Source organism: Amycolatopsis sp. NPDC003865 (assembly GCF_053605345.1).
This window is the reverse complement of record NZ_JBSGJA010000013.1, coordinates 45,009-71,141: the sequence shown is the minus strand read 5'-3', so window position 1 is coordinate 71,141 and position 26,133 is coordinate 45,009. Positions and strand designations below refer to the sequence as shown.

Annotated in this window: 19 protein-coding genes and 1 tRNA gene; 5 read left to right on the top strand and 15 right to left on the bottom strand. The window is 70.7% G+C overall.

From position 1 onward, the window contains the following. The first annotated feature begins 1 nt into the window (after position 1). Positions 2–619, top strand: coding sequence for a lamin tail domain-containing protein (locus tag ACWEVP_RS28565; RefSeq protein WP_452065652.1), 618 nt, complete (start codon positions 2–4; stop codon positions 617–619). 452 nt (positions 620–1,071) lie between these two features. After that, complete coding sequence (locus ACWEVP_RS28560) at positions 1,072–4,959, top strand: S8 family peptidase (protein WP_452065651.1); 3,888 nt, start codon at positions 1,072–1,074, stop codon at positions 4,957–4,959. Here the strand turns inward: ACWEVP_RS28560 and ACWEVP_RS28555 are convergent. The 6 genes from ACWEVP_RS28555 to ACWEVP_RS28530 all read right to left on the bottom strand — a co-directional run bounded on the left by ACWEVP_RS28555 (position 4,949) and on the right by ACWEVP_RS28530 (position 11,669). Further along, positions 4,949–5,935 carry a helix-turn-helix domain-containing protein gene (locus ACWEVP_RS28555; RefSeq protein ID WP_452065650.1) on the bottom strand — a complete coding sequence of 329 codons (987 nt, stop codon included), beginning with the start codon at positions 5,933–5,935 and terminating at the stop codon, positions 4,949–4,951. The two genes, ACWEVP_RS28560 and ACWEVP_RS28555, sit on opposite strands and share 11 nt — an antisense overlap. Positions 5,936–6,081: 146 nt before the next feature. Continuing rightward, positions 6,082–6,155 (bottom strand) — tRNA-Pro (locus ACWEVP_RS28550). 117 nt (positions 6,156–6,272) lie between these two features. Next, positions 6,273–7,445, bottom strand: coding sequence for an alginate lyase family protein (locus tag ACWEVP_RS28545; protein ID WP_452065649.1), 1,173 nt, complete (start codon positions 7,443–7,445; stop codon positions 6,273–6,275). A gap of 158 nt (positions 7,446–7,603) precedes the next feature. Then, complete coding sequence (locus ACWEVP_RS28540; protein WP_452065648.1) at positions 7,604–9,859, bottom strand: glycosyl hydrolase family 18 protein; 2,256 nt, start codon at positions 9,857–9,859, stop codon at positions 7,604–7,606. A gap of 116 nt (positions 9,860–9,975) precedes the next feature. After that, a complete protein-coding gene (locus ACWEVP_RS28535) occupies positions 9,976–10,755 on the bottom strand; it encodes an enoyl-CoA hydratase/isomerase family protein (RefSeq protein WP_452065647.1) in 780 nt (259 codons plus the stop codon). 2 nt (positions 10,756–10,757) lie between these two features. Then, positions 10,758–11,669 carry a PaaX family transcriptional regulator gene (locus ACWEVP_RS28530; protein ID WP_452065646.1) on the bottom strand — a complete coding sequence of 304 codons (912 nt, stop codon included), beginning with the start codon at positions 11,667–11,669 and terminating at the stop codon, positions 10,758–10,760. A gap of 147 nt (positions 11,670–11,816) precedes the next feature. Here ACWEVP_RS28530 and ACWEVP_RS28525 point away from each other — a divergent pair, with 147 nt between their 5' ends. Beyond that, entirely contained in the window at positions 11,817–13,454 is a 1,638-nt protein-coding gene (locus tag ACWEVP_RS28525; RefSeq protein ID WP_452065645.1) for an ABC-F family ATP-binding cassette domain-containing protein, read from the top strand. 375 nt (positions 13,455–13,829) lie between these two features. On the opposite strand, the gene ACWEVP_RS28520 is transcribed toward ACWEVP_RS28525, so the two are convergent. The 4 genes from ACWEVP_RS28520 to ACWEVP_RS28505 all read right to left on the bottom strand — a co-directional run bounded on the left by ACWEVP_RS28520 (position 13,830) and on the right by ACWEVP_RS28505 (position 19,072). Beyond that, the gene (locus ACWEVP_RS28520; RefSeq protein ID WP_452065644.1) at positions 13,830–14,651 is read right to left on the bottom strand and encodes a carbohydrate ABC transporter permease; all 822 of its coding nucleotides are present in this window, start codon (positions 14,649–14,651) and stop codon (positions 13,830–13,832) included. Next, entirely contained in the window at positions 14,648–15,619 is a 972-nt protein-coding gene (locus ACWEVP_RS28515) for a carbohydrate ABC transporter permease (RefSeq protein WP_452065643.1), read from the bottom strand. Before ACWEVP_RS28515 ends, ACWEVP_RS28520 begins: the two co-directional genes overlap by 4 nt. After that, positions 15,601–16,872, bottom strand: a complete 1,272-nt coding sequence (locus ACWEVP_RS28510) for an extracellular solute-binding protein (protein ID WP_452065642.1) — start codon at positions 16,870–16,872, stop codon at positions 15,601–15,603. Before ACWEVP_RS28510 ends, ACWEVP_RS28515 begins: the two co-directional genes overlap by 19 nt. A 109-nt stretch (positions 16,873–16,981) precedes the next feature. Then, the gene (locus tag ACWEVP_RS28505; RefSeq protein ID WP_452065641.1) at positions 16,982–19,072 is read right to left on the bottom strand and encodes an alpha-galactosidase; all 2,091 of its coding nucleotides are present in this window, start codon (positions 19,070–19,072) and stop codon (positions 16,982–16,984) included. A 248-nt stretch (positions 19,073–19,320) separates the two neighbouring features. Here ACWEVP_RS28505 and ACWEVP_RS28500 point away from each other — a divergent pair, with 248 nt between their 5' ends. Then, positions 19,321–20,244, top strand: a complete 924-nt coding sequence (locus ACWEVP_RS28500; protein ID WP_452065640.1) for a hypothetical protein — start codon at positions 19,321–19,323, stop codon at positions 20,242–20,244. A gap of 2 nt (positions 20,245–20,246) precedes the next feature. Here the strand turns inward: ACWEVP_RS28500 and ACWEVP_RS28495 are convergent, their stop codons facing one another. After that, positions 20,247–21,191, bottom strand: a complete 945-nt coding sequence (locus ACWEVP_RS28495; protein ID WP_452065639.1) for a methionyl-tRNA formyltransferase — start codon at positions 21,189–21,191, stop codon at positions 20,247–20,249. 115 nt (positions 21,192–21,306) lie between these two features. On the opposite strand from ACWEVP_RS28495, the gene ACWEVP_RS28490 reads away from it, so the two are divergent. Next, positions 21,307–22,605 carry a lysine N(6)-hydroxylase/L-ornithine N(5)-oxygenase family protein gene (locus tag ACWEVP_RS28490; RefSeq protein ID WP_452065638.1) on the top strand — a complete coding sequence of 433 codons (1,299 nt, stop codon included), beginning with the start codon at positions 21,307–21,309 and terminating at the stop codon, positions 22,603–22,605. Here ACWEVP_RS28490 and ACWEVP_RS28485 read toward each other — a convergent pair. The 4 genes from ACWEVP_RS28485 to ACWEVP_RS28470 form a co-directional block, all read right to left on the bottom strand. Then, positions 22,592–23,077 (bottom strand): DinB family protein, encoded by a 486-nt coding sequence (locus ACWEVP_RS28485; protein WP_452065637.1) that lies wholly within the window; start codon positions 23,075–23,077, stop codon positions 22,592–22,594. The two genes, ACWEVP_RS28490 and ACWEVP_RS28485, sit on opposite strands and share 14 nt — an antisense overlap. Positions 23,078–23,154: 77 nt before the next feature. Further along, positions 23,155–23,952: an ABC transporter ATP-binding protein gene (locus tag ACWEVP_RS28480; protein WP_452065636.1), complete on the bottom strand. Its 798-nt coding sequence runs from the start codon at positions 23,950–23,952 to the stop codon at positions 23,155–23,157. Between the two features lies 1 nt (position 23,953). Further along, a complete protein-coding gene (locus tag ACWEVP_RS28475; protein ID WP_452065635.1) occupies positions 23,954–25,006 on the bottom strand; it encodes a FecCD family ABC transporter permease in 1,053 nt (350 codons plus the stop codon). 1 nt (position 25,007) lies between these two features. Then, the gene (locus ACWEVP_RS28470) at positions 25,008–26,045 is read right to left on the bottom strand and encodes a FecCD family ABC transporter permease (RefSeq protein WP_452065634.1); all 1,038 of its coding nucleotides are present in this window, start codon (positions 26,043–26,045) and stop codon (positions 25,008–25,010) included. Positions 26,046–26,133 lie beyond the last annotated feature (88 nt).

Genomic DNA, 26,133 nt, shown 5'->3' with positions numbered 1-26,133 from the left:
CATGCGTCGTCTTCTGGCCGGTTCGGCGATCCTGACCGCATTGGCGGGCCTGGCGGCCGGCGGTGTGGCCGCCGCGACCGAAGAGCAGCCCGCCGTATCGTCGTCGGTGGTGATCAACGAAGTCTCGACGCGGGGCCCGAACGGCGCGACCGACGAGTTCATCGAGATCCGCAACGTGTCCAACCGCGCACAGGACCTGACCGGCTACACGATCCGCGTCTACGGCCCGTCGAACGCGGTGCTCGACACGATCGCGCTGCCGGCGGGCATGGTGCTGCAGCCGAAGGGCAACCCCGGGCAGTTCGTGGTGCTGACGGGCCAGAACTTCTCCGGCACGATCTCCGACCAGACCAACGTGGTGCCGTTCTTCCTGGCCGGCTCCGAAGGCATCCCCACGAACGGCGGCGTCGCGGTGTTCAGCCAGACGGGCACGAAGGTCGACGGCGTGGCGTTCAACGCGGCGGCCTCGACCCCACGCGAGGGCCAGGCGGCCCTGCCCGAGACGGCGACGACGGAACAGCTGGCGGCGGCCAGCGCCCGCGACATCCTGAGCACGGACACGGACAACAACCGGCTCGACTTCTCCCTGCACCAGCGCACACCGGGCATGGAGAACTGACCGGCGCGACCGACCGGGCCTGAACCCCTGGCAGCGGCCGGTCGCACCGCCCGGGCCCGAACCCCTGGCAGCGGCCGGGCCGCGGAGTGCGTCCGGCACCCGCGACCCGGCCGCACTCACCCGCCCGGGTCCTCCTCGCGACCCGGGCACTCGCAGGGCGGGCGGCCGCTCCCCCCGGCCGCCTGCCCGAGGGCCCGAGTCCGCGGGCACTCACCAGAACCCCGGCGTGGGCCGCGAGAGCCGAGCCGCTCCCGACCCACGTCGCACCGGGAAGGCCCGGGCCGCCCTCACGGCCCGGGCCTTCGCCTTTTTGGCGGGATGTCGCCGATGGCGACACCCCGCCACCCCAACCCGTGTCCTTCCGGGAAAACCTCCCTCATCCTCGGGAAACCCCTCTCGCGGCGGCCGTGCGCAACGGCCGCCGCCTGGCATCCGAGGAGAGTGAGGTCCCGATGTCCCCGCGTTCCCCTCACCGGCGCGAGTCCCTGACCGTCGTCGCCGCGGTCGTCCTGTCCCTGCTGTCCGCACCGGAAACCGCCGCGGCCGCCGCCCCGGCCGGGCCGGCGCCCGCCGTCCACCGGGTCACGCTGCTCACCGGCGACGTGGTCACCTACGAACAAGACGCCGCCGGCCACCGCACCGCCCAGGTCGAACCGGCGCTGCGCCCGGATCGCCCGCGGCCGGCGTTCCACATCACCACGACCTCCGAAGGCCTGCTCGTCTACCCCTCGGACGCGTTGCCGCTGATCGGTACCGGCGCCCTGAACAAGAACCTGTTCAACCTGACCCAGCTCGTCGAAGACGGCCGCGACGACACCGCCTCCGCGTCGATCCCGGTCATCGCCCGTTACGGCAAAACCGCCGCCGCGCAAGCGAAGGCGCTCCCGCACACCAGCCACCGCATCCCGCTCGCCACCGCCAACGGCGTCGGCCTGCACGTCGAGAAGGCCGGCGCGGCGGACTTCTGGCACTCGCTGGTCACCCGCGACGCGACCGGCAAACCCGCGCTGGCCGCCGGGATGTCCGACGTCCGCCTGGACCGCAAGGTCCGGGTGGCCCTCGATCGCAGCACGGCGCAGGTGGGCGCGCCGGCCGCGTGGCAACGGGGCCTGACCGGGGCCGGGACGACGGTCGCCGTCGTCGACACCGGCATCGACGCCCAGCACCCCGACCTGGTGGGCAAGACGACCGCCGCCGCCGACTTCAGCGGCGAGGGCGACGTCGCCGACCACCACGGTCACGGCACGCACGTCGCGTCGATCATCAGCGGCACCGGCGCGGCTTCCGGCGGCCGCTACAAGGGCGTCGCGCCGGACGCGAAACTGGTCGTGGCCAAGGTTTTCGACGCCTCGGGCGAAGGTGACACCGCGCAGGTGATGGCCGGCATCGACTGGGCCGTGGCGCAGGGTGCGAAGATCGTCAACCTGAGCCTGGGCGCGGGCGTCAGCGACGGGTTCGACCCGCTGAGCCGGCAGCTCGACACGCTCTCGGCGAAGAACGGCACGCTGTTCGTCGTCGCCGCGGGCAACGCGGGCCCGGGGGACCGCACGGTCACCACACCCGGCTCGGCGGCGTCGGCCCTCACCGTGGGGGCCCTCGACCGCGACAACACCCTGGCGTGGTTCAGCAGCCGCGGCCCGCGCCTGCGTGACGCGGTGGTGAAGCCGGAGATCTCCGCACCGGGAGTGGGCATCGCCGCCGCCCGCGCGTCCGGCACGTCCCTGGGCGACCCGGTCGACGACTTCTACACGCGCGTCTCGGGGACGTCGATGGCCACCCCGCACGTCGCGGGCGCCGCGGCGATCCTGCTCCAGCAGCACCCGGGGCTGTCCGGGGAGGCGCTGAAGAACACGCTGGTCAGCACGGCCAAGGACGTCGGGTTGCGCTGGTACGAGCAGGGCGCGGGACTGCTCGACGTCGCCCGCGCGGTGTCGCAGGAGGCGAGCGGGACGGCGGTGGCGAGCTTCGGCCGCACCGAGCGCACGACCGCGTCCCGGGTCGTCCGGACGCTGACGTACGCCAACACCGGGGACCGGCCGCTGGACCTCAGCCTGAAGCTCCAGGTGCGCCCGTGGGACGACAAAGCCGCGCCGCTGCCCGGGATGCGGCTGTCGGGCACGACGCTGTCCGTCCCGCCGAAGGCCACGAAATCGGTGGAGCTCAGCGAAGACCCGAACGAGGGCACGGCCGGGGTCTACGGCGGCTCGGTGCTGGCCACGACGGCGGACGGGAGCGCGGTGCGCACCGCCGTGAGCGCGTACAACGCGGCGGCGCTGGCCCCGGTCACGCTGCGGGTGCTGGACTCCACGGGCGCGCCCGCGGAACTGGCGTCGGCGCAGCTGATCGACGACAGCGGTGGCGGCGCGAACCGCAACGACCCGTTCCTCGACCAGGTCAGCCAGCAGGTCGACCTGGTGAACGGGGTGGGCGGGGTCGCCGTGCCCGCCGGCCGGTACTCCGCGCTCGGCTGGGTCATCGAGCGGGACGCGACGACGCGCCGCTGGTCGGCGGTCAGCGCGTCGGCGGTGGCCGTCTCCGGCCCGGCGGAGATCACGCTGAACGCGGCGACCGCCGTCCCGGCCGGGTTCGTGACGCCCGAACCGGCCGATCTGCGCGACCGGACGGTGATGCTGCGCCGGGTGATTCCCCCGTCCGCGGGCACGAACGGGTACATCGGCGAAGCCGGGCTGTCGACGGGCGGGGCCGCGTGGGACGTGCGCGTCGCTCCGGCACCGGCGACGACGACCGGGACGATCTCGCTGCAGGACAGCGCGGTCCTGTCCACCGCGGCGGTCGAGCTGCGCGCGGGGCCGACCGTGCTGAACCCGGCGTACGACGTCCCGTCGCTGACGGCGAAACTGCCGGGGGAGCGGACCCTGCCCCTCGTCTTCGCCGAGGCGGCCGACCTGCCCGCCACCGACGTCCGCGGAAAGGCGGTCCTCGTGCGCATTCCCGCCGGTTCGCCCGATGACGTCTTCGCGGGAGCGTCGAACGCGGCGCGGCTCGTCGCGGCCGGGGGCGGCGCCGCCGTGCTGCCGTACGCGGGCGCGGCGCCGATCCCCGGGCTGACGAGCTCGGTGGTGCCGACGCTGTCCCTCGGATCGGAGCAGGGCGAGGCGTTGCGCTCGGCGGCGTCGGTGCACCTGGTGGTGCGCGCGGCGCCCGACGCGATGTACAACCTGAGCTATTTCGAGCGCAACGGCGTCCCGAAGGACCTCGTGCGACGGGTCGACCGGGCGGCGCTGGTCGCGACGAAGACGACCTACCACGCCGACCGGCCGAACCTGAGCGGGCAGAAGAACTGGTACGCGTTCCCGACCGGTTCGTGGAAGACGCAGCTGGTCCAGGGCACGAAGATCCCGGTGCCGGGCTCGTGGACGGAGTACACCGGCCCGGGTGACGACCGGCTGGTCTGGAAGCGCGTGGTGACGTTGTCGGGCACCGACAGCGCGGGCAGGCGGGCGTCACAGGCGATGAACGCGCAGGGCGGCTACCGTCCGGGTGAGCGGTCGAGGCCGGACGAGCACTGGTTCCGCGCGGCGCTGCACAGCGCGGCGGTCGAGCTCCCGCCCGACCATCCGGCCCGCTACCCGGCGACGGCGAGCGGCTGGACGGTCCTGTGCTCGTTCTGCCGCGGCGGCCAGGACCCGGACGCGTTCGTGCCGGCGTTGCAGTGGACCGACGGTGGGCACTACACGAGCCCGTACGAGAACGCCCGGTACTTCACGGGCACGACGACGCGCCTGTTCCGCGACGGCGCCGAAGTTCCGAGGTCCAATGCGGACGATCCGCTGGCGCTGTTCCCGGTGTTCCGCCTGGCCCCGGAGCGGGCGGCCTACCGCTTGGACGTCACCGACGTGATGCCGGCCCAGGCCCAGGTCGGCACCCCCAGCGGCGTGTTGTTCCAGCACGCGCCGCGGACGGACACGTCGTGGACGTTCACCTCGGAGCGCTCGGCCGCGGCGCCACCCGCCGGGTTCACGTGCTACCAAGCGGGCCCGGCGTGTTCGTTCCAGCCGCTGATCCAGCTGGACTACCGGTTCCCGCTCGACGCGGCGAACCGGGCGCCGGCGGGCCCGTCGTTCACGTTCGACGTCGCGGCGTCGTCGCACTCGGGCGCGCGCGGCGGCGGACCGGTGACGCAGCTGCGGGTTTCGTCCTCAGTGGACGAAGGCCGCACGTGGACGCCGGCGGTGGCGAAGCCTTCGGGAAGTCCGGTGTGGACGGTGACGGTGAACCAGCAGGCGGGCGACTTCGTCTGGCTGCGCACGGAAGCCCGCGACGGCTCGGGCAACACGGTCACGCAGACGGTCCAGCGAGCCTACGCGATCACTCGCTGACCTCGGGCGGCGGCAGGGCAACCCACCCCCGCGCGGCGGCCTGCAGGCCGGCTTGGAACCGGGTGCCGGCGCCGAGCTGGGTCATGAGGTTCTGCAGGCGGCGTTGGAAGGTCCGGTAGCTCATGCCGAGCTGCTTGGCGATGCTCCGGTCGGGAAGGCCGGTGGTGAGCAGGGCGAGCAGCCGGGCGTCGTCGAAGGAGAGGACGCCCGGTTGTTCGGTGGCGGGCAGGCGTAGGGGGAGGCCTTCCCGCCACAGGAGGCCGAAGAGGGCGCCGAGGGCGTCGAGCAGGGCGCAGCGCCGGATGACGAGGGCGGTCCGGATCTCCGGCAGGTCGGCGCGCAGCGGAACGAGCCCGAAGTCCCGGTCGACGAGGATCATCTTGACCGGAGCGGCCGGAACGACCCGGGCTTCCTCACCGAGCAGAAGCCCGGCTTCGAGATCGGAGGGCAGATCGTGCACTTCGAGCGCGCTGCGGTCGTAGACGCCGCGAAACCGCACGCCCCGCTGGAGAAGCTCCCGTTCGGCGGGGTGCAGCACGGTAGGAGGCTGGGCGTAGGGGGGCTTGTCGACGAAGGTGACTTCTTGTTTGGCTTGCCGGAGGAGCTTGTCGGCCCGTTCGGCGATCCGTTCGGTGCCGTGGACGACTTCGACGAGGTCGACGGAGTGCTGAGCGGGAGCTTCCCGGAACCGTTCCTCGAGCCGTTCGGCGACGATTTTGGCGGCGGCGAGTTCTTGGTGCTTCCGGCTGAGAATGGCCCCGATGGCGACTTCCGGTCGCACGGGGGCATAGGCCTTGGGGGAGCCGGGCAGGCGGGCGAGGAGCCCTTTGCGGGTGAGGACGCGCAGGATGGGCCGAAGTTGGTCATCGGTGAGGGCGGTGGCATCGCGAAGTTGGGCGAGGGTCATGGACCCGGAGCCGGCGAAGACCTGGTAGACGTCGAGGTCGGCTTCGTTGAGTCCGATGATGTCGAGCATGGTCCTCCCGGTGTCCCCTGGTCGCGGCTGACGGTAGCGCTGATCGGGGGCTTGAGAGGGGTACGGAAGGTACTCGGGAGGTGGGGTCCGGTTCTGCCCCGGAGACGACGAAAGCCACGTCTACCTGCGTAAACATGGCTTGTCCGTCGGGCTGACAGGATTTGAACCTGCGACCCCTTGACCCCCAGTCAAGTGCGCTACCAAACTGCGCCACAGCCCGGACCCGCACTCGCTGAGTGCGTGAGAAGTACTCTAGCGTGTCCTCCGAAGCCTCCTGCACGCGGGGCCCCCATCCGCCTGACCTGCGGAAACTCGGGTCAGGCGGATGGCGACAAGATCATGCCGGGTTCGACGCGTGGGTCAGGGTCTGCCATGCCACGAACAGGTTGTTCGAGCCCGCCGGGCGCTGGCGCTCCGTCAGCGTCTGCGTGTTCGTCATCGCGATGCCCAGGCGGGTGTGCAGCGCGTTGAAGCCCACCTCCGTCACCGGGCCCAGGCCGAGCTTCAGCGAGCCGCCGCACAGCCATGACGGCGCCGCCGTGCCCAGCTGGTACTTCGACTGGAAGCCCAGCGCCTGACGGAGGCGCTCGCCCACGTCCGTTCCGTACACGTCCTGGCCCTGGATGCGCAGCGTCTCCGCCACGTCCGCTATCGCCGCTATGCCGTAGCCCGTGTGGGTGAAGTCGCGGCACGTCTCCTGGGTCAAGCCGTCCACGAACGTCGACTGGCCCTGCCAGTAACCGATGATCTGTTCGCGGGAAGAGAGGCCGCTGCCCGGGACCGTCTTCGGCAACGCGCCGTCGGAGGACAGGTACACGTACGCCGCGACCCGGTTGCGGTACCTCGTCACCGCCTTGTCGAAGTTCGTCTTGTCCTCCAGGAAGACCGAAATCCCTACCGCGGCCTCCATCATGGACAGTTCCCAGTTGCCGTTGCTGTTGCTGCCGTTGATGATTTTGTTCAGGTACACATTGCGCAGCATCGTGCCGAAGCGGCCCGAGTTCGGCCAGCTCGAATACGTGTACTTGATGATCTCCGCCGCGCGGGGCCACGACGAACCCGCCCAGCCCGTCTGCAGCGGCGCGTTGCTGTTGGTGTGGCTCGTGATCGTCGCCGACCACGCGTCCATCAACGCGATCGCCTTCTGCGCGTACCGCGCGTCACCGGAGATATACCAGATCAACGCGTCCGTGTACGCCGCGATCGCGTCTTCCCGCTCGTCGGTACACCCGTAGTTCGGGTTCGAATACGACCCGCATTCGACGACCGCCCGCGGTTTCGGCGTGCGGGAAAGCGACGCGTAGGAACTCGAAACCGCCTGGTCGTACGCCGCTTTCCACGGCTGGGCGCCGGCGTTCACCTGAGTCTTGACGAAGTCGAGTTGCGGGCGGCTGACCAGCACGCCCGGGTGTGTGAACGTCGCCGGGGCCGCGGGGGCCGGCGTGGCGACCAGGCCCAGGGCGAGCGGTACCAGGGCGGCGAGCGTGACGACTTTTCTCAAGCGGGACATGGCTCTCCTCGAGACGACGGTGTCCGGGGCATCGCGCTGCAAGCAGTCTCATGGTCCAGACCATCGCGCGTCAACCCGTGAAGAGCCCTTTCTTTTGCTCCTGAAGGAAGATTCAGCCCGCTGAACAAAATCGTTCAGCGGGCTGAATCGACGTACCGTTAACCGAGACCGGCGCTGACCGCGTTCATCAACGTCCCGGTGTCACCCGACATTTCCCAAGCCATCACGCCCAGCAGGCCGCGCTGCTTGAGCCACGTGGTCTTCAACCCGATCGACCATGCGTCGTCGAACGTCCACCACTGGCCGCCGTTGCCGGTGTAGCACGACGTCGCCACCGCCGCCGTGTCGTGGTAGACCGTGCACGCCGGCACGCTCGCCACCAGGTTCGAATACCCGCGCGTGCCCGCCTCCTCGGCGAACTGCCCCGGCGCCGCGCCGGTCGCCGACTGCCATTCGCCGTGCTTCCCGCCGTCCGCGACGCCTTGCCAGCCGCGGCCGTAGAACGCCAATCCGAGCGTCAGCCGACGGGGGTCGACACCCGCATTCGTATACGCGTTGATTGCGCTTTCCGCACTGAAGTGGAAGTTGTACGGGTCGTCCGCGTCGGCGTAGAGGTTGCCCTGGTGGCCGGTGCGGTTCGGCTCCCACGAGTTGTCGCTGCCCGAGCCGTGGAAGTCGTAACCCTGCACGTTTGCGACGTCGAGGTAGGTGAACACCCGGGACAGGTCCCAGCCGGACGCGACCTTCGCCGGGTCCGCCGGGGTGAACGCGTGCAGCTGGTACCGCTTGCCCGTCGTCGCGCCGTACGCGTCGAGCTGCGCGCGGAACTCGGCCAGCAAAGCGGTCAAGTTGTTCTTGTCGTTCGGGCTCCAGTGGTTGCCCGGGTGGCCGTCGGCGCTGGCCGGCCACTCCCAGTCGAGGTCGATGCCGTCGAAGATGCCCGCCGCGGTGCCCGGGCCGCCGGCGCCGCCGTAGGACGCGATGTTGCCCTTGATCCACGTGTCGAGGCACGAGGAGACGAACTTCTTGCGCGACGCGTCCGTGGCCGCGACGTCGGAGAAGTATTTCGAATACGTCCAGCCGCCCAGCGACACCAGCACCTTCAGGTTCGGGTGCTTGGCCTTGAGCTTCTTCAGCTGGTTGAAGTTGCCGCGCAACGACTCCCAGCCCGTGTCGGCCACGCCGTCCACCGACTGCGCCGCCGAGAACGGCCGCGAGTAGTCGGCTTCGGCGTCGCCCGCGCCGTCGCCCTGGTTGGGGTCCTGCGGGTTCGCCGTGGTGCCCTTCGTGACGCCGGAGAGGCAGGTCAGGTTCACCGGGTCGATGTTCTCGAACGCATACAGCAGGTGCGTCAGCTTCGCCGCCGCGCCTGAGGTCTCGAGGTTCTTCACGAAGTACTGGCGCCCGTAGATGCCCCACTGGACGAAATAGCCGACTTTCGCGTAGCCGGAAACGATGTCGCCCGTGCGAGCCGTCACCGCGGCACTGGGCGCCGACACGTTGTCGTAGCCGTCGCGGGCGCGCACGGTGAAAGTGTACGAAGTGGACGGTGCCAGCCCGGTCACGACGGCGGCGGTCGTCGTCACCGTCGTGGCCAAATCGGACCCGCGGTAGACGTCGTAGCTCACAACGCCGGTGTTGTCGGTCGAGGCCGTCCACGCCAGGGACACGCTGCCGGAGTCGGCGGCCGTGGAGCGCAATCCGCTCGGCGCGGTCGGCGGCTGCGTGTCGTCGGCCGGGTTGTTCGTCGTGACGGCGAGCGCGGCACTGGCGGGCGAGGTGTTCCCCTTGGCGTCCTTGGCCTTCACCGTGAACGAGTAGGCCGTGCCCGGCGTGAGCCCGGAAATGGTGGCGCTCGTCCCGGTCACCGACGTGGCCAGGGAAGTGCCCTGGTAGACGTCGTAGCCGGTCACCGGCAGCGATCCGGCCGCCGAGGCGTTCCACGCCAGCGCGACGGTCTTGGTCGTCTTCGCGACCAGCCGCAGGTTTGCCGGCGCGCCCGGGGGAGTGTCGGGTGAACCGTCGCAGTTGGCGTTGTCGACCCGGCACTGCGTCGGTGTGGCGGCAGCGCTGAGCCGGAACGTCGGGCTGTAGGGGTAGGTGTTCCGGCCCGGCGCCAGCGTCGCGATGTAGTACGCGGGCGTAAGCGTGACCTGAGTGCCGTTCTGGGTCACCGTGCCGTTTTCGCCGGTCGAGGCGGTGACGCCGGCGGGCAGCGTGAAGGTGATCGCCCAGTTGCTCACCGACGCGGTGCCGGTGTTCGCGACGGTGTAGGTGCCGGTCGTCCCGCTCATCGCCAGGGTGGCGGTCAGCGAACCGGCTGCGGCGGCGGGTGGCGCGAGCGCCGCGGTGCCGCCGACCGCTATCAGTACGGCGGCGAGTGCGGAGCGTAGTCGTGCGGAGGTGCGTCTCATGGCGGTTCTCCAAGCGGCACGAGGCGGGGGACGTGGTCTAGACCACATCCAAGGTAACCCGGTGCGGGGAGAACCGCGCACGCCCGAACGGCGGCAACCGGTGTCCGAACGGACTGTTAACGACCCGAGAACGTCGCCTTGCCGGGACCGTCCGCGAGGAACGACTTGACGGCGCCGCGGAGGTCCTCGGTTTCGAACAGCCCGGCGGCGATCGTCGTGATGTGCGCGTTCGCCTCCGGGACCCCGCCGGCCGAGAAGTGGTCGAGGACGCGCTTGGTCGCCGCGTGCGCCCGGGTCGGCCCGGAAGCCAGCTGACGCGCGAACTCCCGCGCGGCGTCGTCGAACCCCTCGTCCGGCAGGACGCGGTTGACGACGTTCCAGCGCTCCAGCGTCGCGGCGTCATAGGTGTCGCCGGTCATCACGAACTCCTTGGCGCGCCCGACACCGGCGCGGGCGGCGAGCCGCTGGGTGCCGCCCATGGTCGGCGTCAGCCCCACGACCTTCTCGACGAGCCCGAACTTCGCGCGCGACGCGGCCAGGATGAGGTCGCAGGCCACCGCGACCTCGAACGCCCAGGTCAGGCACAGGCCGTGCGCGGCGAACACGGTGGGGAACGGCAGCGCCGCGATCCGGTCCGGGATCGCCAGCATCTCGTCGAACAGCACTTTCGCCTCGGCCGGCGAGCCCTGCGCGTCGAACAGCGAGACGTCCACCCCGCCGCTGACGATCTTGCCCTCGGCGCGGACCAGCAGAGCGCGGGCCGGCGTCTCCTCCAGCTCGTCCAGCGCCGAGGCGAGGGAGTCCTGCAGCGAAGCCGTGTAGAGGTTCAACGGCGGGGCGTCGACGGTCAGGACGGCGAGCCCGCCGTCACGATCGAGGCGGACCTGGTCGGTCATGTTCACCCTGCTTCTTCGGCGGCGACGATGTCGTCCCAATACTGCTGGGCCTCGGGGCGCCAGTCGACGTGTTTGTGATGGAACAGTTCCGCCGCCTTCGTCCCGCTCCACTTGGCCGGCAGGAGCTCGGCGGGCAGCTGCGGGTCGAGGAACGGGAACCGCCGCCACTCGTGCACCAGCTCGGTCTGCGCGCGCAGCACCGCGCGCCCGCCGGTGGGGTGCAGCCCGGTGAAGCGGTCGATGAAGTCCTCGTAGCGGTCCTTCAGCTCGCTCAGGTCCCAGGACCGGGCGACCATCGTCTCCTGTTCGCCGACCTCGCCGTAGGTGGCGGTGAAGGACATCGCCTGGGCGTCGAGGCCGAGCTCGTTGACGATCTGCTGGGCTTCGCGTTGCCGGCTCAGGTCCGGGCTGACCCACACGCCCGCGACCGGCGAGCCGAAGCCCGCCCACGTCAGCCGCGTCCGCAACCGGTGGCGCAGGTCGCGCTTGGCCTCCGGCACGGAGACGATCAGCATCAGCCACTGGCCGTTCCACGGGCGCTCTTCGCGGCCGAACGCGTAGATCCGCTCGGCGCCTTCGGTCAGCAGGCGCCGCCCCGGCGGCGTCAGCGACCAGCGCACGCGGCGCCCGACGCGCTCGGAGACCACCCAGCCCTCGGCGGCGGAGCGGGCCAGCGCCTGCCGCGCCGACTTCTCCTCGATGTCGAGAATGCCGAGCACCTCGACCAGCATCGACGTCCAGACCGGCTTGTCGCGCGGCAGCGTGTACTCGCCGAGCACGGTCATCAGCAGCGACCGGGCGCTCGCGTGGCTGACCTCGCGGCGCCGGCTCACCGTGGGCCGGGGCGCGGACGGGCGGCCTTCCCTCGGTTTCGGCCTGCGGCCGAGGGTGACCGGGGGAGCGGATTCGCCCATGCTGTTTCACCGACCTCACTGCTTGGCTGTTCCGACAACCGAACAGGTTACCCACACTGAGTGATCAAAGCGCCACCGGACACACACAGTCGGTGGCTCTGACCATGATCTGACAGTTCAGCACGGGCCCGTAGACTTGGCCACCTCATGAGCGCAACTCTCGTCGCGAAGGACCTGGCCGCGGGCCACGGTGACCGCATCCTCTTCTCCGGCCTCGACCTCGTGGTCGCCCCCGGCGACGTCGTCGGGCTGGTCGGCGTCAACGGCGCGGGCAAGTCGACGCTGCTGCGGACGCTGGCCGGGCTCGCGAAGCCCGACGACGGCGAGATCCGGCTGAACCCGCCGACCGCGACCGTCGGGCACCTGCCCCAGGAGCCGGAGCGGCGCGAAGGCGAGTCGGTGCGGGCCTTCCTGGCCCGGCGGACCGGCGTCTCGGCGGCGCAGGCGGACCTCGACTCGGCGACCGAAGCCCTCACCGCGGGCTCGGAGGGCGCCGACGACCGGTACGCCGTGGCGCTGGACCGGTGGCTCGACCTCGGCGGCGCCGACCTCGACGAGCGGGCCGCGGAAGTGGCGGCCGACCTGGGGCTCGCCGTCGACCTGGACCAGCCGATGACGTCGCTCTCGGGCGGCCAGGCCGCGCGCGCCGGGCTCGCGTCGCTGCTGCTGAGCCGCTACGACGTCTTCCTGCTCGACGAGCCGACCAACGATCTCGACCTGGACGGCCTGGCCCGGCTGGAGCGGTTCGTGACCGGGCTGCGGGCGGCGACCGTCCTGGTCAGCCACGACCGCGAGTTCCTCGCCCGCACGGTCGACCGGGTCGTCGAGCTGGACCTGGCGCAGCAGCAGGTGAACGTCTACGGCGGCGGGTACGAGTCCTACCTCGAGGAGCGCGAGGTCGCGCGCCGGCACGCGCGCGAGGAGTACGAGGAGTACGCCGACACGAAGGCGTCCCTGGAGGCGCGCGGGCGGATGCAGCGGGCGTGGATGGAGAAGGGCGTCAAGAACGCCCGCCGGAAGCAGCCCGACAACGACAAGGCGGCCCGCAAGTTCCGCACCGAGGCGACGGAGAAGCAAGCCTCGAAGGCGCGGCAGACCGACCGGATGATCGAGCGCCTGGAGGTCGTCGAGGAGCCGCGCAAGGAGTGGGAGCTGCGGATGGAGATCGCGGCGGCGCCGCGGGCGGGCGCGGTGGTCGCGACGCTGCGGGGTGCGGTCGTGCGCCGGGGCGGGTTCACGCTCGGCCCGGTGGACCTGCAGGTCGACTGGGCGGACAAGGTCGCGATCACCGGGGCCAACGGAGCCGGGAAGTCGACGTTGCTGGCCGCGCTCCTCGGCCGGCTGCCGCTGGACGAGGGGTCCGCCGCGCTGGGCCCGGGCGTCGTGGTCGGCGAGGTCGACCAGGCTCGGCGGCTGTTCCTCGGCGACGTCCCGCTCGCTTCGGCTTTCGCCCGTGAAGTGCCGGAGTTCGCGGACGCGGACGTCCGGACGCTGCTGGCGAAGTTCGGGCTGAAGGCCGCGCACGTGCTGCGCTCCGCCGCGACGCTCTCGCCGGGGGAACGGACCCGGGCGGCGTTGGCGCTGTTGCAGGCGCGCGGGGTCAACTTGCTGGTGCTGGACGAGCCGACCAACCACCTCGATCTGCCGGCCATCGAGCAGCTCGAGTCGGCGCTGGACAAGTACCCGGGGACGCTGCTGCTGGTGACCCACGATCGGCGGATGCTCGACGCCGTGCACGTGGGGCGTCGCCTCGAGGTCGACGGCGGCAAAGTCCGCGAGTTGTGAGCCGGTGAGCGGTGCTCTCGTTCGAGAGCGCCGCGGGGAGCCACTTCGTGAGCGGCGCTCTCGAATCCGAACGCTGATCGCGGACAGGCGAGAGCGGTGCTCTCGAAATTGGCGGTGCTCGCCTGTGATCGGAGAGCGGCGCTCTCGACAGAGAGCACCGCTGCCGCTGGCGGGAGAGAGCGGTGCTCTTGGCTGTGAGCGGCGGCCGCTGGCGGGGAAGAGCGGTGCTCTCGACCGTGAGCACGGGCCGCGAGCGGGGAAGAGCGGTACTCTTGGCTGTGAGCGGCGGCCGCTGGCGGGAGAGAGAGCGGTGCTCTTGGCTGCGAGCACCTCACGCGAAGGTGCGGGAGCGGTGCTCTCGTGCGAGAGCGTCGCTCACCCCTTTGTCGCCCCGCCGGTCAACCCCTTCACGAACTGCTTCTGCAGCGCCAGGTAGAAGATCAGCACCGGCAGCGTCGCCAAGAACATCAACGCGAACACGCTGCCCAGATCGGCCTGGTACTGGCCGATCGACCGGTAGATCCCCGTCGTGATCGTGGTGCCCTGGCTCGGGCCGAGGATGATCAGCGGGTCGATGAAGTCGTTCCAGATCCACACTCCCAAGAAGATCAGCACCGACGCCGTCGCCGGGCGCAGGAGCGGGAACACCACCCGCCAGAACACCTGCGTGCGGCTCGCGCTGTCGAGCAGGGCCGCCTCCTCCAGCTCCACCGGCACCCCGCGGATGAACCCCGTGAACACGAACACGCCGAACGGCACGTAGTACCCGACGTTGAACAGCACCAGCCCCTGCAGCGTCGCCATCAGGTGCGTCACCCGCAGGACGTCGGTGATCGGGATCAGGATCACCTGCGGGGGGATCATCAGCCCGGCCAGCAGCACCAGCGTCAGAACCTTCGTCCACCGCTTGCCCGAGCGCGCCAGGTAGTGGCCGAGCATCGCCGACAGCACCGTCAGCACCAGGATCGACAGCACCGTCACCACGACGCTGTTGGCCAGGCTGACCCAGAACAGGCCGTCGGGGCGGGTCAGCACGGCGTGGAGGTTGGCCAGCGTGGGCGGCAGCGGCAGCGCCGCCGGCTCCTTCGCGATCAGGTCGCCTTGCTTGAAGACGTTGGCCAGCACCAGGTAGAGCGGCACGAAGAACACCGCGCCGACCAGCAACGCGACCGCCGGCCGCAGCCACGACCGGGTCACAGGTCCACCTCCCGGCGGCGCAGGAAGCCGAGCACGACCGTCGTCACGACCGCGACGATCACCAGCATCAGCACCGCCATCGCCGACGCGTAGCCGACGTGGTTCGAGTCGAAGCCGGTCTGCAGGACGTCGAACGCGATCGTCGCCGTCGCCCCGGACCCGGGGCCGCCGTTGGTGATCACCTTGACGTAGTCGTAGGTCTTGAACGCCGAAATCAGCAGCACGACCGTGGTGATCGTCAACGACGGTGCCAGCAGCGGCCACGTGACGGCCCGGAACCGCCGCAGCGGCCCGGCGCCGTCGATCTCGGCCGCCTCCAGCAGCTCCGGCGGCACGCCCTGCAGCCCGGCGAGGTAGACGACGACGCAGAACCCGAGCATCTGCCAGCACACGATCGACGCCACCGAGTACGGCGCGACGTCCGGATCGGACAGCCAGCCCGGCGGGTGCGCCACCCTCAGCGCGCGGAGCAGGGTGTTCAGCGGCCCCTGGTCGTCGAGCAGCCGCGACCACACGATCGAGACGACGACCGAGCTGAGGATCACCGGCGTGAAGAACACGCTGCGCAAAGCGTTGTACAGCCAGCCTTTCCGGTCCAGCAGCAGCGCGACGCCGAGACCCAGCACGTTCGGCACGACGACCACGATCAGCGTCAGGATCGTCGTGACCTTCAGCGCGGTGAGGAACTGCTCGTCGGCGAAGAGCAGCCGGTAGTTGTCGAGGCCGGTGAACTTCACCGGCGGGTTGAACGGGTTGTAGTTCGTGAGGCTGTACCCGAAGCTGATCAGGATCGGCGCCAGCACGAAGCACAGGTAGACGAGCACCCCCGGGGCACCGAACGAGGCGAAGTGCCAGACCCGCGGCAGGATCGGCTTGCGCCGCCGGCGGTGCGCGGGGGAGCGGCGTGCCCTCGGCGGCGCGGGCGGGGAGACGACGGCGGCCAAGGTCGTCAGCCCGCCTTCGCCCACTCGGTGTCCAGGAAAGCGCACGCGTCGGCCACGGACTTGCGGCCGGTGATGACGTCCTGGGCAGCCTGGTCGACCTTGTCCTTCATGCCGGGCAGCAGCCCGTCGTCGGCGGTCTCCCAGCGGAACGCGTGCACCACGGCGTTCTTCTCGACGGCTCGGGTGTAGAGGTCGTAACCGGCCTTGAAGGTCGGGCCGACGTCCGCGGGCGGGGTGTAGCCCTTGATCGCCGGGAACAGGCCGTCGGCCTTGACCGACGCGTCGAGCTGGTCCTTGTCCAGCTGGAAGCCGAGCGCGAACTTCTTGGCGGCGTCGAGGTTCGCGGCCTTGGCGCTGACGATCATGCCGCCGCCGGTGTAGGCGGGGACGACGAGCTTGCCGTCCTCGGTGGGGAAGTCGAACACGCCGATTTCGAAGTCGTGCTTCTTGCTGTCGGCGTTGGCGGCGAACCAGTTGCCCATCGGGTACATCGCGCTCTTGCCGTCGAGGAAGGCCTGCTCGGTCGCCGCGTAGTCGCGCGACACGCTCGTCTTGTCCACGTACCCCTTCGACGCGAGGTCGGCCAGCTTGGCGAACGCCTTCTGGAAAGCGGGATCGGCGAACTTGACCTTGTCCTGCCGCCGCTGCGTCAGCCAGTCCGGCATCGTGTTGTAGACCTCGGTGCTGACCAGCCCGGAAAGGATCATCGACGACGGGAAGCCGTCCTTGCCGCCGCCGATGGTGAACGGCGCGTAGCCCTTGTCCTTGAGCTTGCCGGCGTCGGCGACGAGTTCGTCCCACGTCTTCGGTGCTGCCGCGATGCCCGCGTCGGCGAACATCTTCTTGTTGTAGTAGATCGGCGGGATGGTCTGGGTGTTCGCCGGCAGCTGGTAGTACTTGCCGCGGACCGGGTTGGCCTCGGGGAACTGGAAGTCCTCGAGCTCCGCGGGCGTCCAGGCGTAGAGGTTGCCCGCCTCGGCGAAGCCCGCCGAGTCGACGGCGATCATCACGTCCGGGAACTGGCCGGACTGCAGGAGCTGCTTCGCGTACGACGTCCGGCCGTCCGCGGTCGGCGCGACGAGCTTCTTGACCTTGATCCCCGGGTTCTTGTCGGTGACGCGCTTGATGGCCGCGTCCCAGTAGGCCGGGGTGAGGTTCGGGGTTTCGAAGGTCAGGAAGGTGATCTCCGCGTCGCCGCCGCTGCCGGTGTTCGAGCCGACCGAGCACGCGCTCACCGCCAGGAGCGCCGCTGCCCCCAACGCCAGGAACCTTCTCATCGAGCCTCCCACCATATGTGATGTATGACGCATTTGATCTGACGTCTGACGGGCTGTCAAGCGCGATATGCGCGCGAAAGCGTCGATGGATGGCCGATAGATCCGATCTCTATCGTGAGATTCGGCTCAGCCGGATCACCGTGCTCGCGAAGTCGCCGGTCGGCAGGGTGAGCGGCAGCCCGTGGGCGAGCAGAACGGCTCCGCGGTGGACCGTCCCGGCCGCCGAATCGAGGTACCGGTCAGCGGGATCCAGGCCCTCGAGACGCAGCGGGCGCTCCGGCGCGGCGAAGTGCGCGGCCTGGCGGTAGGCGAAGACGACCACGCGGTCTTCGTGGACGTACTGCAGCGCGGTGACGCCGTCGTCGACCGGCGGCCGCAACCGGTGCAGCGCGCCGTGCTGGACCACCGGCCGGATGTCCTGGTACAGCGCGATCAGCTCGCGGGCGAGCGCGAGGTCGTCCTCGGGCCACCGCACGATGTCGCCGCCGATGCCGAGCACACCGGCCATGGCGACGTGGAACCGGAACCGCAGTGGCACCGATCGCCCGGTGACGAAGCTGGGGTTGTCGGTGACCCACGCCGACATCGCGCCCGCCGGGTAGAGCTGGCTGTAGCCGTGCTGGATCCGCAGCCGGTCGAGCGCGTCGGTGTTGTCCGACGTCCAGACCTGGTCGGTGCGCGACAGCATGCCGAGGTCGATCCGCCCGCCCCCGCCGCTGCACGCTTCGATCCGGAGCCCGGGGTGGTCGGCGCGCAACCGGTCCACGAGGGCGTAGACAGCGCGCGTGTGCTCGACCCACAGACGGTCCGGGTCGGCGTCACCCGGCCAGCCCGCCTCGCTGAACGGGCGGTTCATGTCCCACTTGAGGAAGTCGACGCCGTGGTCGCCGACGAGCCGGTCGAGCCACTCGTGGGCCCACGCGGCGACGTCCGGCCGGGCGAAGTTGAGCACGAGCTGGTGGCGCAGCTCCGACCGGCGCCGGTGCGGGTGGTGCAGCACCCAGTCCGGGTGCGCGCGGTAGAGGTCGCTGTCGGGGTTGACCATTTCGGGCTCGACCCAGATGCCGAACCGCATACCGAGTCCGTGCACGGCGTCGACCAGGGGCTTGAGGCCGTCGGGGAAGCGCGCGCGGTTGACGTGCCAGTCGCCGAGCCCGGCGTGGTCGCCGGTCCGGGCGCCGAACCAGCCGTCGTCCATGACGAACAGCTCGACACCCAGCGCCGCGGCCTGCTCGGCGAGGGCGCGCTGCCCTCTCTCGGAGACGTCGAAACCCGTTGCCTCCCAAGAGTTGTAGAGCACCGGGCGCAGCTCACGGCCGTGCTCGAGGACGCCGTCGCGGACGTAGGCGTGCCAGGCGCGGCTGGCGGCGCCGAAGCCTCCGGCGGTGTAGAGGCCGGCCATCACCGGCGTGGTCAAGGGCTTGCCCGGGCCGACCCGGTGCACGACGCCGTCCTGGCCGAAGCCGCCGCTGATCGTCAGGCGTCCGGTCGACGACCGCGTGGTGGTCAGCCGCCACGAGCCGCTCCAGGCGAGCGCGACGCCGTAGACCTCGCCGTGGCCTTCGGTGGCGGTGCCGTCGTCGGCCATGACCCACGGGTTGGCGTGGTGCCCGGTGATCCCGCGGCGGCTCGCGAAGACCGTCTCGCCGTGCGCCGCGGGGGTGCGGTGCAATTGGGTTTCCGCCGCCCAGCGGCCACTGACGTGGCTGAGGCGGTAGTCGTCGCGGAGCGGGAGGCACCAGGTCGCCGAGTCGGCGCGGACGACTTCGACGGCCGTGTCCGCGGTGAGTTCGGTCCAGCGTTCGAGGACGCCGGCCGCCAGGCGGTAGTGGAGGGCGATCCGGAGGGGGTAGTGGCGGTCGGTGAAGCGGAGTTCGAGGTGGTCGCCCGAGATCTCGTGCGTGTCGTAGCGCCATTCGAGGGCCCGCGTGCCGTCTTCGAAGCGGACTTGCAGCGCGGGGGTCCAGTAGCGGGTGCCGCCGTCGGCGGCCAGTTCGTCCCGGCCTTCGCCGGGGTCGTTGAACCCGTCCCACCACGGCAGCGTTCCGGTGACGAGCTCCTCGACGGCGTCCGCGGGGAGGGCGGGGCCCCAGTAGAGGTGGGTCGGGACGTCGTCCTCGTTCAGGCGCAGGGCGTAGGTGCTCGACTCGCCGGTGAGCGCCCACGCGCGGTGACGTTCGAGGTAGCTGATCTCGCCCATGCGGGACATCCTGGCGCCGGGGGGACCGGCGGCCAAGAGTTGTTCCGCTCATCGGTGAATTCGGCCGTTCGGGTGGCCTTGGCCCCCGGCATTGCTGTGTTCGGGCGGCCGCCGTGACAATGGGTGATGGGAGGGTCGGCCACGAAAACGGTGGTCGTCCGTGAGGGGAGATCACCATGGTGGTCAGCGGAAGGAAAATCGCGGCACTGGCGGGACCGGAGGCGGTACCTCGGATCATCCGCCCGTCCGTGCACGATCTCATCGACGCCCGCCGGGAATCGGCCGAGCGATTCGCGATGGTGCGCGAGCAGTACGAAGCGGGCCAGGGAAAGATCGAGGACGACTGTTTCGCGCTCAATTTCGCCGCGGCGCTTCTGCTCGTCGTCGAAACCGAGGGGCAATCGGACCGCGACGCGAAGAAGGTCTACAAACTGCGGCTCGTCTACGACCCGGGCGAGGCCACCCCGGACGTCGACGACGTGTTCCGGTCGGCCCGCCGGGTGGAACGGAAGTACTCGGTGCTGCTCGACGGCCGGGCGCAGGAGATCCTGGCCAGGGGCCTCTACACGGCGGTCGCGGCGCTGCTGACCGTGCTCGACGCGATGGTCGAGTCCGACCAGAAACGCCAGCGCGTGGCCGCCGCCGTCCTTTCGGCCCGGAAGGAAATCCGCCAGATCGAGCAGAACGCCCGTGAGGCGGCGCTCGACCGGGCGCTCGTCCGCTACCTCGGCGGGCTCGCACTCGGGGTGCTGGCGGCCGCCGCCGTCGCCGTCGGGGTGTCGTTGCTGCCGCTGCCGTCCGGAATCCGTTCGGAACTGGTCATCTGCGTGGTGTCCGGGGCCATCGGGGCGATTCTCAGCGTCATGACGCGCACGGCGAACCGGGAAAGGGTGCGCGTGAGCCTCGACCAGAGCTGGCTCGTGATCGCTCTTTCCGGGTGTTTCCGGCTGATCATCGGCGCGGTTTTCGGGGCGGCGATGCTGGTGCTCGTCCGCGCCGGGTTGCTGCCGATCGCCGTTCCGGAACCGGGCCAGCAAGTGACGTTGTTCTTCGCCGGTCTGGCGTTCCTGGCGGGGTTCAGCGAACGCCGGGCGCAGGACACGATCGTCCGCACCCTGCCCGGCGCCGTCGAGCAGAACGTGACCGAACCGGCGCGGGGCAAGGAGGACTGAACTCAGGGGCGGTCGGTCAGGTAGCCGCCCATGGTCGTGAAGTATTCGGTCGCCGCGAAGTCGGTCCCGTCGGCCGTGCGGACGCGCTCCACCACCAGACCGGGGGACTGGCCGCGCCGCGCGTCCGGCCCGGCCACGATCACCACGCCGTCGCCTTCGCGGATGAAGATGCGGCCCGGCGTGCCTCCGTAGTGACCTCGGGACACCGAAGCCTTCAGGATCCGCAGCCGCTCGCCGCGGTGGTAGGTGAACGCGTTCGGGTACGGGTCCGGCAGTGCGCGGACGAAACGCTCGATGTCCGACGGCGGCGAGGTCCAGTCGATGAGGCTGTCGCGCGCCGCGCGCTTGTGGAAGAAGCTCGCTTTCGAGCGGTCCTGGGGTACCGGCGTGTAGCCGGTCTCGATCTTCGCGATGGCTTCGGCGGTGATCGGCGCGATCAGGTCCACCGTGCGGTGGAACAGGTCCGTCGTGGTGTCGGCCGGCCCGACCGGGATCGCGCGCTGCAGGACGATGGCGCCCGCGTCCAGCTCGCCGTCCATCATGTGGGCGGTGACGCCGACCTCCGGCTCGCCGTTGATCATCGCCCAGATCAGCGGCGAGAAGCCCGCGTAGGACGGCAGCAGCGAGTCGTGGATGTTCAGCGTGCCGTGGCGCGGCAGCTCGAAGATCTCCGGGGGCAGCCACGTGCGCCAGTTGTTGGCCACGATGAGGTCGAGGTCCGCGGTCTTGAGCTCGGCCAGCAGCTCGGCGTCGTCCGGGCGGGTGCGCAGCAGCACGGGGATGCCGTTGGCCTCGGCGAGGTCGGCGACGGAGTCCGCCCAGATCCGCTCGTAGGCGTGGTCGCTCTTCGGGTGCGTGACCACGAGGGCGACCTCGTGGCCGGCGTCGATGAGCGCCTGCAGGGTCCGGTGCCCCCAGGTCTGGTAGCCGAACATCGCCACGCGCATTCGAGAGTGCCCTTTCGTGATCGGGGGACGAACATCACCACGAACGTACTAGGCGAGGCTCGCCTAAGTTAGGTTAGGGTTCCCTGAACCGTACCGGAGCGCGCGAGGGAGCAACATGAGTGCAGAGGTCCCGATCTACGACATCGTCGGCGTGGGCTTCGGACCGTCGAACCTGGCCCTCGCGATCGCCCTCGCCGAGCACAACGCCGGCGCCGCGGAGCCGGTGACCGCGCACTTCCTCGAGCGGCAGCCGCGCTTCGGCTGGCACCGCGGCATGCTGATCGACACCGCGACCATGCAGGTGTCGTTCCTGAAGGACCTGGTTACCATGCGGAACCCGACCAGCGAGTTCAGCTTCCTGAACTACCTGCACGCGGCGGGCAGGCTGGTCGACTTCATCAACCACAAGAACCTCTTCCCGCTGCGCGTCGAGTTCCACGACTACTTCGAGTGGGCGGCCGCGAAGGTCGACGACGTCGTTTCCTACGGCACCGAGGTCGTCGCCGTGAAGCCGGTGTACGACGGCGCCGAGGTCGCCTACTTCGACGTCGAGGCCTCGGACGGCTCGTCCCTGCGCGCCCGGAACCTCGTCGTCGGCACGGGTTTGCGGCCCCAGCTGCCCGATGGCGTCACCGCGGGCGACCGGGTCTGGCACAACAGCGAGCTGCTGTTCCGCGTGGACGCCCTGCGCGGCACCTCGCCCCGGCGGTTCGTCGTCGTGGGCGCCGGGCAGAGCGCGGCCGAGGTGGCCGCGCTGCTGCACGAGGAGTTCCCGCGCGCCGAGGTGTGCGCGGTGTTCGCGCGCTACGGCTACAGCCCGGCCGACGACAGCTCGTTCGCGAACCGGATCTTCGACCCCGAGGCCGTCGACCAGTTCTACGCCGCGGGCGAGCCGGTCAAGGACCGCCTGATGCGCTACCACGGCGCGACGAACTACTCGGCCGTCGACGTCGCCCTGATCGACGAGCTCTACCGCCGGGTCTACCGCGAAAAGGTCCTCGGAGTCGAAAGGTTGCGGCTGTTCAACGTCTCGCGGCCGGTCGGGGTGACGCCGTCGGGCACGGTGACGATCGAGTCCCTGACGACCGGCGCGCAGACGGTGCTGGAGGCCGACGCGGTCGTGTACGCGACGGGCTACCGGCCCGCGGACCCGACGCCGCTGCTGGGTGAGCTCGGCGCGCGCTTCCTGCGCGACGAGTCCGGCCGCCTGCGCGTCGAGCGCGACTACCGGCTCACGACGGACGCGCCCCTGCGCGGCGGGATCTACCTGCAGGGCGGCACCGAGCACACGCACGGCATCACGTCGTCGCTGCTGTCGAACACCGCCGTGCGGGTGGGGGAGATCCTGCGGTCCATTGTGGACCGGCGCGTGGTCGCCGAGCCCGCGGGGGAGTACGCGGTCAGCGCGCGCTGAGCTGCTCGCGCAGGATGTCGCCGTGGCCGGCGTGCCGGGCGAAGTCCTCGATCAGCAGCAGGTGGACGAACCTGAGGTTCACCTCGCCGAGGACCTCGTGGGTCCACGTGTCGTCGAGACCGAAGCCGGCGGCGATTTCGCGGGACCGCGCGCTCGCCCGCTCGAAGTCGGCGATCACGTCGGCGAGCGTTTCGCGCTCGCTGACGACGAAACTGGCGTCGCCGGGGGTGGTGGGGCCGTGGCACTCGGACTCGGCCAGCCCGAGCAGGAAGAGCTGGAACCACCGGCGCTCGGCCATGGCGGCGTGCTTGACCAGGCCGATCGGCGTGGTCAGCGACGTGACCAGCCGCGCCCGGGCGGCGGACTCGGAAAGGCCGCGCGCGGTGTCGATCACCGCGCGCCGGTTGCGGTCCATCGTCGCCTCCAGCAGGCGGCGTTCGGGTCCGGTGGTGGTTTCGGGCAGCACGAACACAAGGATCAGCTCCAGAAGTGGGGTGGTGGCCGGACGGACCTCGGGACGGCACGAGGCGGGCCACGCCCAGGATAGCGCTAGTCGGCCGGCGCCGGGTGGTGGCGGCTGATCGGGATCACCATCGGCGTCCCGCTCACCGGGTCCGGGGTCACCTGGCAGCGGACGTCGAACACCTCGTCGACCAGCTCCTCGGTGATCACCTCCACCGGCTTGCCCGACGCCACGATCCGGCCGGCCTTCATCGCGATCACGTGGTCGGCGTAGCGGCAGGCCTGCGGCAGGTCGTGCAGCACCATGACCACCGTCCGGCCTTCGCCGCGGTTGAGGTCCACCACGAGGTCCAGCACGTCGATCTGGTGGGCCAGGTCGAGGTACGTCGTCGGCTCGTCCAGCAGCAGCACCGGCGTGCCCTGCGCGACCGCCATCGCGATCCACGCGCGCTGCCGCTGGCCGCCGGAGAGCTCGTCGACCGGGCGGTCGGCCAGGTCGGTCATCGAAGTCGCCGCCAGCGCGGCGTGCACCGCTCCTTCGTCCGATGTGGACCACTGGCGCCACCAGCTCTGGTGCGGGGCGCGGCCGCGGCCGACGAGGTCGGCCACCGTCATGCCCTCGGGCGCCACCGGGGACTGCGGCAGGATGCCGAGCCGCTGGGCGACCTGGCGCGTCGGCAGGTCGTGGATCGAGCGGCCGTCCAGGTAGACCCCGCCCGACTTCGGCGTGAGCAGCCGTGCGAGGGTGCGCAGCAGCGTCGACTTCCCGCACGCGTTGGGCCCGACGATCGCGGTGATCTGCTCCGCGGGGACGTCGAGGTCGAGGCCGTCGATGACGACCCGGTCGTCGTAGGCGACGCGCAGGTCCTGCACTTTGAGAGTCATGTCAGCCTCCGGAACCGGATCGGTTGGTCCTGGCCAGCAGCCAGAGCAGCAGCGGCGCGCCGAGCACGCCGGTCACGATGCCGACCGGCAGCGCCGACGCGGTCAGCGAACGGGCGAGGATGTCGCTGCCCAGCACCACGACCGCGCCGGTGAGCGCGGAGGCCGTGATCGGCGGTGACGACAGCCGGGCGAGCCGTTGCGCGATCTGCGGTGCGGTCAGCGCGACGAACGAGACCGGGCCCGCCGACGCCGTCGCGAACGCCACCAGGCCGGCGCCCGCCAGCAGCAGGCCGAGCCGCACCGGCTGGACGGGTGTGCCGAGCCCGGCGGCCACGTCGTCGCCGAGCAGCAGCGTCTGCATCCACCGCGACAGCGCCAGCACCAGCGGGAAGAGCACCAGCAGTGCGAAGAACAGCGGCACCACGTGTTCCCAGCCGCGGTTGGCGAGGTTGCCGACCAGCCAGCCGATCGACGCCTGCGCCTCGGTGATCTGCGCCTTGCTCAGCAGGTAGTCGGTGAGGCTGGTGCACATCGCGAAGATCCCGATGCCCACCAGCAGGATCCGGTAGCCGGTCGTGCCGCGCCGCCACGCGAGCCCGTACACCAGCAGCGCCGTGAGCAGGCCGCCGAGGAGGCCGAGCGTGGTGGTGCCGAGCCCGCCGCCGAAGCCGAACGCGATGCCCGCGACGACGAAGGTGGCCGCGCCCGCGTTGATGCCGATCATGTCCGGACTGGCCAGCGGATTGCGCGTGATGGTCTGGAAGACCGCGCCGGACGCGCCGAACGCGAACCCGGCCAGCAGTCCGGTGAGCGCCCGCGGCAACCGCAGTTCCTGGACGATGTAACCGTTTCCGCTGTCACCGCCGCCGAAGAGGCCGGAGAGCACGTCGGACACGCTCATCGGGACGTCCCCGATCGTCATGCCCACGCAGAAGAGCGCGAACGCGAGCACCGCGAGGACGACCGAGACGAGCAGCAGCCGGGGCCGGAAGCGGCCGGACACCGGGCCGGCGCGGAAGGTGACCCGGTCACGCCGGATCTGCAGCAGGCTCACGTCACGACTCCACGAGCTTGCGGCGGCGGACCAGGTGGATGAAGAACGGCGCCCCGAGGAACGCGACGATCACACCCGCGCGGATTTCGCCCGGCCGCGCCATGACGCGGCCGAGGATGTCGGCGGCGAGCAGCAGGCAAGGGGCGAGCACGGCGGTGTAGGGCAGCAGCCAGCGGTGGTCCGGGCCGAGCACGAACCGCACCGCGTGCGGCACGATCAGGCCGAGGAACACGATCGGGCCGGCGACGGCGACGGCCGCGCCGGTGAGCAGGGTGATCGCGAGCGCGCCGCGCAGCCGCAGCGGGCCGAGCCTGCGCCCGAGCGCGATCGCGACGTCGTCGCCGAGGGCGAGGCTGTTCAGCGCCGGCCCGCTCGCGATCGCCAGCACCACGCCGACCACGAGGAACGGCAGGACCTGCAGCAACGCCGTCGCGTCGACGCCGGAAAGCGAGCCGGCGGACCAGAAGCGGTAGCGGTTGAGCGCCACCGGGTCCGACAGCACCATCGCGCTGGTGAAGGAAGAGAGCAACGCCGTGACGGCGGCACCGGCGAGCGCCAGCTTGACCGGGCTCGACCCGGCCCGGCCGCGCGTGCCGAGGTAGTAGACGACGGCCGTCGCGGCGAGTGCGCCGGCGAAGGCGAACCAGATGGAGCCGTACAGCGAGCCGACGCCCAGCACGGTGATCGAGAACACGATGGCGAACGCGGCCCCGGCGCTGACGCCGAGCAACCCCGGATCGGCGAGGGGATTGCGGGTCAGCGCCTGCATCACCGTGCCGGCCAGGCCGAGGCCGGCCCCCACGAGCACCGCCAGGAAGGTCCGCGGCATCCGGACACTGTGGATGATCACGGCGTCCGCGGAGCCGTCGTCGTGCAGGAGCACCTGCCAGACCGCGCCGAACGAGATCTCCTTCGACCCCAGCCAGATGCTCAGCAGGCACAGGAAGACCAGCAGGGCGAAGGCGGCCAGCAGACCGAGGGCGCGGCCCGTGTGTGGCGGGCGTCGCGTGAGAGCGATCCCTCCGGGGTCTGTTCGCACCGCACCTCCGACTGGTACTGATTTAGGTAAGGCTAACCGATGGTACAGCAGTGCACTCTCACCCTCGGTTTGTTAGGTTGCCCTAAGT

Bases quoted from the DNA above. Each gene is read 5' to 3' on its own strand.
- ACWEVP_RS28565 (WP_452065652.1), top strand. From the start codon at position 2: ATGCGTCGTCTTCTGGCCGGTTCGGCGATCCTGACCGCATTGGCGGGC.
- ACWEVP_RS28560 (WP_452065651.1), top strand. From the start codon at position 1,072: ATGTCCCCGCGTTCCCCTCACCGGCGCGAGTCCCTGACCGTCGTCGCC.
- ACWEVP_RS28555 (WP_452065650.1), bottom strand. From the start codon at position 5,935: ATGCTCGACATCATCGGACTCAACGAAGCCGACCTCGACGTCTACCAG.
- ACWEVP_RS28545 (WP_452065649.1), bottom strand. From the start codon at position 7,445: ATGTCCCGCTTGAGAAAAGTCGTCACGCTCGCCGCCCTGGTACCGCTC.
- ACWEVP_RS28540 (WP_452065648.1), bottom strand. From the start codon at position 9,859: ATGAGACGCACCTCCGCACGACTACGCTCCGCACTCGCCGCCGTACTG.
- ACWEVP_RS28535 (WP_452065647.1), bottom strand. From the start codon at position 10,755: ATGACCGACCAGGTCCGCCTCGATCGTGACGGCGGGCTCGCCGTCCTG.
- ACWEVP_RS28530 (WP_452065646.1), bottom strand. From the start codon at position 11,669: ATGGGCGAATCCGCTCCCCCGGTCACCCTCGGCCGCAGGCCGAAACCG.
- ACWEVP_RS28525 (WP_452065645.1), top strand. From the start codon at position 11,817: ATGAGCGCAACTCTCGTCGCGAAGGACCTGGCCGCGGGCCACGGTGAC.
- ACWEVP_RS28510 (WP_452065642.1), bottom strand. From the start codon at position 16,872: ATGAGAAGGTTCCTGGCGTTGGGGGCAGCGGCGCTCCTGGCGGTGAGC.
- ACWEVP_RS28505 (WP_452065641.1), bottom strand. From the start codon at position 19,072: ATGGGCGAGATCAGCTACCTCGAACGTCACCGCGCGTGGGCGCTCACC.
- ACWEVP_RS28495 (WP_452065639.1), bottom strand. From the start codon at position 21,191: ATGCGCGTGGCGATGTTCGGCTACCAGACCTGGGGGCACCGGACCCTG.
- ACWEVP_RS28490 (WP_452065638.1), top strand. From the start codon at position 21,307: ATGAGTGCAGAGGTCCCGATCTACGACATCGTCGGCGTGGGCTTCGGA.
- ACWEVP_RS28480 (WP_452065636.1), bottom strand. From the start codon at position 23,952: ATGACTCTCAAAGTGCAGGACCTGCGCGTCGCCTACGACGACCGGGTC.